The following is a 7,711-nucleotide window of genomic DNA, read 5'->3' as shown; positions in this document are numbered from 1 at the left end:
CAGTAGAGTATCCAAGAGGGCTATCAAATTCAGCTTCTTCTAAATTAGCTAAATCGATACCTGCTTCTTTTATCATTCTAGCTAATTCTCTAGTAGTTAATGATAAATCAGTATCTAAATATCCATCTTCACCTAATTCTTCTCTTGATACTTCGTATTTTTTAGCCACACAAGGCATTATAGACATAATTATAACTTCATCAGGTTTTTTATTTAAAACTTTTTCAGCAAAGTAATGTCTAGCTATAGGAGAGAACATACTTTGTGGAGACTTGCAAGTAGATAAATGATCTAGTAAGTCTGGATATTCATGTTCCATAAAATTAACCCAAGCTGGACAGCAGCTTGTCAATATAGGAAGTTTTTCTCCTTTAACAAATCTATTTACAAATTCATTAGCTTCTTCCATTATAGTTAAGTCTGCTGCAAAGTTAGTATCGAATACATAATCAAATCCTAAAGCTTTTAAAGCAGCAACCATTTTACCTGTAGAAATAGAACCAGGCTCTAATCCAAACTCTTCACCTAATCCAACTCTTACAGCTGGAGCAGTTTGAACCATGACAGGTTTTTCTTTTTGAGCTAATGCATCCCAAGCTAGGGCAGTATTATCTTTTTCTATTAATGCACCAGTTGGACATACGCTTATACATTGACCACAGAAAGTACAATTAGTGTCAGCTAAATCAACACCGAAGAATGTTCCTACTTCTGTACCAAATCCACGATTTATACCAGAAAGAACGCCAACAGTTTGTATTTCATTACACATAGTTTCGCATCTTCTACATAAGATACATTTTGAGTGATCTTTAACTATAGATTTTGTAGAAGTATCTATAGGAGCGGTAGATTGTTCACCACTACCAAATCTTAATTCTCTAATTCCTAATTCGGCAGCTATATTTTGTAATTCACAATTTCCGTTCTTAACACAAGATAAGCAATCTTTTGGATGGTCAGATAACATTAATTCTACAACATTTTTTCTATATTTTAATGCTTCTGGAGAATTAGTATTTACTACCATACCTTCTTTAACTAAAGTACCACAAGCAGGGACTAATTTTCTTCCTGCACTAACCATACATACACGGCAAGATGCACAATGGTTATCGAATTTTATATCATCCATATGTAAATGACATAGGCTTGGTATTTTAACATTTACTTGTTTTGCAGCTTCTAATATTTTAGTATCAGAAGGTACAGATACAGCTTTACCATTTATAGTTAAATTAACTAAACTCATTAATAAACCCCCCTTAGTGTAATTATCTCTTAACAATTGCACCCTTCTTACATTTTTCTATACAAGTACCACATTTTAGACACTTAGTAGTATCTATTACATGTTTTTCTTCCTTTTCACCAGATATACAGTCAGCTGGACAGTTTTTCTTACATAATCCACAACCTATACATTCATCAGTAATTACGAAGTCTAACAGAGCGCTACATTTACCTGCTGGGCATTTATGATCTTTAACATGTGCTAGATATTCATCATAGAAACAATCAAGAGTACTTAAAATTGGATTAGGAGCACATTTTCCTAGACCACATAATGCAGTATTTTTAACTGTCAATGCTAAATCTTTTAAATCAACTAAGTCTTGCTCGCATCCTTTACCTTCACATATTTTAGATAGTAATTCATATAATCTCTTTGTACCTATACGACAAGGAGTACATTTACCACAAGATTCATCGACAGAGAAGTCTAAGAAGAATTTAGATATATCAACCATACAGTCAGTATCATCAAGAACAAGCATACCACCTGAACCCATCATAGAACCAATATCAGATAGTGATTTATAATCTATAGGAGTATCTAAATCTTTAGAAGATATACATCCTCCTGATGGACCACCAGTTTGTACTGCTTTGAAATCTCTATTATTTGGTATTCCACCACCTATTTCATATATTATTTCACGTAGAGTAGTACCCATAGGAACTTCAACTAGACCAACGTTATTTACTTTGCCACCTAATGCAAAAACTTTAGTACCTTTTGAATCTTCGGTACCAAATGAAGCAAACCAATCAGCACCATTATTGATAATAGCTGGTATATTTCCAAAAGTTTCAACGTTATTTAAACAAGTAGGAGCATTCCATAAACCATGTTTAGAAGACGAGAAAGTTTTCATTCTAGGTTCTCCACGTTTACCTTCTATAGAATGAATAAGTGAAGTACCTTCACCACAAACAAATGCTCCAGCACCGTATTTCAACTCTATGGTAAAGTTAAAACCAGTACCTAATATATTTTCACCTAAAACACCAATTTCTTCAGCTTGAGAAATTGCTATTTTTAATCTATCTATAGCAAGAGGATATTCAGCTCTTATATATATATATCCTTTATTTGCCCCTATAGCGTAAGCTGCTATTGCCATAGCTTCAAGAACACTATTTGGGTCACCTTCAAGTAAAGATCTATCCATGAAAGCACCAGGGTCACCTTCATCAGCATTACATACGACGAATTTTTCTCCATTTATAGGAGGGTTTTTAGCACATGCTTCCCATTTTGTACCAGTTGGGAATCCGGCACCACCTCTACCTCTAAGACCTGAAGCCTTAATTTCTTGAATTACTTGTTCAGGAGTCATTTCTGTTAAACACTTACCTAATGCTAAATAACCATCATTAGCTAAATATTCAGTTATATCTTCTGGATTTATATGACCACAATTTCTTAAAGCGATACGATGTTGTTTTTTATAGAAAGACATATCTTCATGTTTTTCAACTTTTTTATGATTTAAAGAAGGTTCTTCAAATAATAACCTTTCAACTACTTTATTTTGGATAATATGTTTATCTATGATTTCAGAAGCATCATCTGGCTGAACATGAACATAAAAAACGTTATCAGGATAAACTTTTATAATAGGACCCATTGCACAGAATCCGAAGCATCCTGTTAAATGAACTTTAACAGAGTCATTAAGGCCGGCTTTGTCTATTTCAGATTTTAGATTTTCTATTATTTGCAAACTATTTGAAGATGTACATCCTGTACCACCACAAACTAGAATATCTCTTGTATCAGGTACATCTTTTGAGTGATTTTCTCTTAAGTGAAGAATTGGTTTATAATCTTGTACAGCAGATTTTAGTTCTGAAATTGAATTTAACTTTTTCATGAATTGTTTCCCCCTAACAGTTTAATTCTAGTTCTCTGTACTCATCTAAGATACTAGTAACATCATCTGGAGTACATAGTCCATAAACTTTACCATCAACAACTACAACTGGAGCAAGTCCACAAGCACCAACACATCTTAACCCATCTAATGTGAACTTAAGGTCACTAGTAGTTTCGCCAGCTTTTATATTTAGTTGTTTTTCAAATTCAGCCATTATTTTATCTGAACCTTTAACAAAGCACACAGTGCCTAGACAAATACTAATTTTGTGTTCTCCCGTAGGATTAGTAGAGAAGTAAGAATAGAAACTTACAACACCATATACTTTTGCAGGAGATATACCTAATCTTTCTGCTATATGAAGTTGTACTTCTTTTGGTAAGTAGCCAAATATTCCTTGGGCTTCTTTAAGTACATATATTAATGCACTTTCATCAGCTTTAGGAAGAGTATCGATTAAATTGTCTAATTCATCAAATAATTTTTTGTTTTGTGAAACAAAATTGCACATACAAATTCCCCCTTTACATTTTAATGTTCGTCATAGTAAGTAATTAACAGTAAAAAATTAAACTAAACTTTATAAATTTAAAGAATTTATAGAGATTAGATTTAAATAATAAATAAAATACAGAGTTAATTTTTTAACATTAAAAATATAATCTTAAACAGATATATATATTTAAATGGAAAAAAATACTAATTCTAATTTATATTATAGTATAAGAATTGTTTGAAAAGTTAATTAAAAACTATTATTCTATAATCGAATAGGTAAATAAAAAATAGTATTTTAAGTATTTTGATTAATAATATAAAATTTAATTAAATAAAAAAGGAAAGTTGATTAGAATTTTAAGTATTTGTTCATAAATAAATTAATAATTAAAGAAAAATTAAAAAATTCAGAAAATATAAAATGTGTGTTTTAAAAATAAAAAAATGATAGGTATATAAAATATACCTATCATTATGTAAATATTTTATTTAAACTATTAAAATTATGCTTGGTTTATAGAACCGAAAAGTTCCATTTTTTCTTTAACGCATTCTTTTATTGCGTCAACACCAGGAGCTAATAATTTACGAGGGTCAAATCCTTTACCTTGTAAATCTTTACCTTCTTCGATGTACTTACGAGTAGCTTCAGCGAATACTACTTGACACTCAGTATTTACGTTTATTTTAGCAACACCTAAAGATATAGCTTCTTTTATCATTTCTTCTGGTATTCCACTACCACCGTGTAATACTAATGGCATGTCACCAGTAGCTTCATTTATTTTACCTAATACTTCAAAGTTTAATCCAGCCCAATTTTCTGGATATTTTCCGTGTATATTCCCTATACCAGCAGCAAGGAAATCTATTCCTAATTCAGAGATAGCTTTGCATTCTTGAGGATCAGCAACTTCACCTGCACCAACTACACCATCTTCTTCCCCGCCTATTGAACCAACTTCAGCCTCAACAGATATTCCTTTTGAATGAGCTAACTCAACTATTTCTTTAGTTTTTGCAATATTTTCTTCAAATGGATAGTGAGAACCATCAAACATTATAGAAGAGAACCCTGCTTCCATAGCTTTTATAGCTCCATCATATGAACCATGATCTATGTGAAGAGCAACTGGTACAGTTATATTTAATCCTTTTAGTAATCCATTTACCATTCCTACAACTGTATCAAATCCTCCCATATACTTTGCAGCACCTTCAGATACTCCTAATATAACAGGTGAATTATTTTCTTGAGCAGTTAATAATATTGCTTTAGTCCACTCTAAGTTATTTATGTTGAATTGACCTACTGCATATTTTCCTTGTCTTGCTTTATTTAGCATCTCTTTAGCTGAAACTAACATATTTAAACCTCCATATTATAATTAAGTTTAAAATTTATAAAACTTACCCATCATTTATATTATATAACTAAAATAAAAAAGAGTATATAGTAAATTATAATAAGCAAAAACATTAATTATAATATATAATAGAGTTTATGTGAAATTAATTTTAAGATAAATTAATTAAATAAAGTACTTCTTAAAGGAGGTAAATAAAGTGGCAAAAAAATTAAGAATAGATAAGGTTCTATCTAATTTAGGTTATGGAAGTAGAGCTGATTTAAAAAAATACTGTAAGCAAGGATTGATTAAGATTAATGGAAAAACAATATCAAATCCTGGAACACAAGTAGATACAGAAATTGATAAAATAGAATTTGATAATAAAGAAGTTAAGTATAGAGAATTTATTTATTTAATGATGAATAAACCAGATGGATATTTATCAGCTACTTTTGATAAAAGAGATCCAATAGTTTTAGATTTAATAGATTCATCTTATTTAACTTTTGAACCATTTCCCGTTGGGAGATTAGATAAAGATACAGAGGGTCTTTTAGTATTAACTAATGATGGACAATTAGCTCATAGGGTTCTATCTCCGAAGAAGCATGTACCTAAAACATATTATGCCAAAATAGATGGATTAGTAACTGATGAAGATATTAAGGCATTTGAAGAAGGAGTAACTTTAGATGATGGATATGAAACTATGCCAGCTCAACTTAAAATATTAAAAAGTGATGATTTATCAGAGATAGAGCTTACTATACATGAAGGTAAATTCCACCAAGTAAAAAGAATGTTTGAGAGTGTAGGTAAAAAAGTAGTATACTTGAAAAGACTGTCTATGGGTAAATTAAATCTAGATGAAAGTTTAAATCTAGGTGAATATAGAGAATTAACTGATGATGAAGTTAAATTAATAGAAGAAAGATAATAAAATCGGAGGATATTCTAGTGAAAAGAAGAGACATAATTGAATTTGAAGTAGGAGCTATGGAGTTTGGAGGAGAATCTTCAACTTTAATAGGAAAAAGAAAAGTAAAAATGAAGGGTGGAATTACTGGTCAAAAAGTAAAAGCCATAGTAAAGAAAGCAAGAAGTGAAAAAGCGGAAGTTAAACTACTTGAGGTAGTAGAAAACTCTCCAATTGAGACTGCTGAGTCATGTAAACATTTTGGTCAATGTGGTGGTTGTAGCATACTATCAGTTCCTTACGAGAAACAATTAGAAATAAAAGCGGAACAAGTTTTAAATTTATTTAAAGAACAGGATATAACTGGATTTGAATTTTTAGGAATTGAAGGAAGTCCTGATGAAAGATTATATAGAAATAAAATGGAGTATACTTTTGGTGATGAAGTAAAGGGAGGACCTCTTACTTTAGGTATGCACAAAAAAGGAAGACATCTTGATATTATAACAGTAGATGGTTGTTATCTAGTAGATCAAGACTTTATAAAAATATTAACTAGTACAGTTGAGTATTTTGGAGAAAAAAATCTTCCTTATTATAGAATAAATAGTCATCAAGGATATTTAAGAAATTTAGTTGTTAGAAAAGGTGTTAATACTAATGAATTAATGGTAAACATAGTTACAACAACTCAAGAAGATTTTGATATGACAGAATACAAAGAAATGTTATTAAATCTTGGAACAGAAGGTGAAATAGTAAGTATACTACACACTTTAAATGATGGATTAGCAGATGCAGTAAATTGTGATGAATTAAAAGTATTGTACGGAAGAGATTATATAGAAGAAATAGTATTAGGTCTTAAGTTTAAAATATCTCCTTTCTCATTCTTCCAAACAAATACTAAAGGTGCTGAAAAATTATATAGTATAGCTAGAGATTTTGTTGGAGATAACAAAGGAAAAGTATTATTTGATTTATACAGTGGAACAGGTACTATAGGACAAGTTATGGCAAGTACAGCTAAGAAGGTTTATGGTATAGAAATAATAGAAGAAGCTGTTAAAGCTGCAAATGAAAATACTAAATTAAACGGACTTGATAATTGTGAATTCATAGCAGGTGATGTTGCTAAAGTAGTTAAAAACTTAGAAGAAAAACCAGACTTAATAATAGTTGACCCACCAAGACCAGGTGTTCATAAGGATGCTATAAGAGATATATGTGGATTTGGAGCTAAGGAAATAGTTTATATATCTTGTAATCCTAAGTCATTAGTTTTAGATTTAAAAGGGTTCGAAGCTTATGGTTATAAGGTAGAGAAGGTTAAGTGTATGGATATGTTCCCAAATACTCCTCATGTTGAAACAGTTGTGAAAATAAAGAAGTAATTGTAGACCCAACGAAAGTATAATTAAGGTAATTGAGAATACAGTGAAACAAGATAAATATAGAGATTAAGCAGAAAGTTGCATAGTCTCTTTTTTTATATGAATGTAAATTGAAATAAATTCTGTTAATATATATCTATAGGACTAAATATTGTAATAAAAATATTAAAATTATTTTCATGGAACAAGATAATAGACAAATTTAATTAGAGGGAGAAATAAAAATGAATGTAAAACTTATTGCATCAGATATGGATGGAACATTGTTAGATAGTAATCATAATTTATCACCACATTTATTTAATTTAATAAAACAATTAAAAGAAAAAAATATTAAGTTTGCTATAGCTAGTGGTAGGCAGTATTATAATTTGTTAAAAAATTTTG

7 protein-coding genes are annotated in these 7,711 nt (G+C 30.1%); 3 read left to right on the top strand and 4 right to left on the bottom strand.

Features of this window, described 5'->3' with window-relative positions:
• The 4 genes from J7G74_RS02460 to fba all read right to left on the bottom strand — a co-directional run.
• Positions 1-1,252 (bottom strand): [Fe-Fe] hydrogenase large subunit C-terminal domain-containing protein (locus tag J7G74_RS02460; RefSeq protein WP_297131457.1); only part of this gene is annotated, 1,252 nt, incomplete at its 3' end.
• 22 nt (positions 1,253-1,274) lie between these two features.
• A complete protein-coding gene (locus tag J7G74_RS02455; protein WP_297131454.1) occupies positions 1,275-3,161 on the bottom strand; it encodes an NADH-quinone oxidoreductase subunit NuoF in 1,887 nt (628 codons plus the stop codon).
• A gap of 13 nt (positions 3,162-3,174) precedes the next feature.
• Positions 3,175-3,675, bottom strand: a complete 501-nt coding sequence (locus J7G74_RS02450) for an NADH-quinone oxidoreductase subunit NuoE family protein (RefSeq protein ID WP_297131450.1) — start codon at positions 3,673-3,675, stop codon at positions 3,175-3,177.
• A 490-nt stretch (positions 3,676-4,165) separates the two neighbouring features.
• Positions 4,166-5,029 (bottom strand): class II fructose-1,6-bisphosphate aldolase, encoded by an 864-nt coding sequence (gene fba / locus J7G74_RS02445; protein ID WP_297131449.1) that lies wholly within the window; start codon positions 5,027-5,029, stop codon positions 4,166-4,168.
• Between the two features lie 199 nt (positions 5,030-5,228).
• On the opposite strand from fba, the gene J7G74_RS02440 reads away from it, so the two are divergent.
• The 3 genes from J7G74_RS02440 to J7G74_RS16775 form a co-directional block, all read left to right on the top strand.
• The gene (locus tag J7G74_RS02440) at positions 5,229-5,951 is read left to right on the top strand and encodes a pseudouridine synthase (protein ID WP_297131447.1); all 723 of its coding nucleotides are present in this window, start codon (positions 5,229-5,231) and stop codon (positions 5,949-5,951) included.
• A gap of 20 nt (positions 5,952-5,971) precedes the next feature.
• A complete protein-coding gene (rlmD, locus tag J7G74_RS02435) occupies positions 5,972-7,324 on the top strand; it encodes a 23S rRNA (uracil(1939)-C(5))-methyltransferase RlmD (RefSeq protein WP_297131444.1) in 1,353 nt (450 codons plus the stop codon).
• Between the two features lie 224 nt (positions 7,325-7,548).
• The coding region (locus J7G74_RS16775; protein WP_297131460.1) for an HAD family hydrolase at positions 7,549-7,711 on the top strand (163 nt) is incomplete at its 3' end.

Origin of the sequence: Terrisporobacter sp. (genome assembly GCF_017888745.1) — a bacterium.
GTDB lineage: Bacteria > Bacillota > Clostridia > Peptostreptococcales > Peptostreptococcaceae > Terrisporobacter.
Note: the sequence above shows the minus strand (reverse complement) of the source record. Positions and strands in the feature narration are given on the sequence as shown.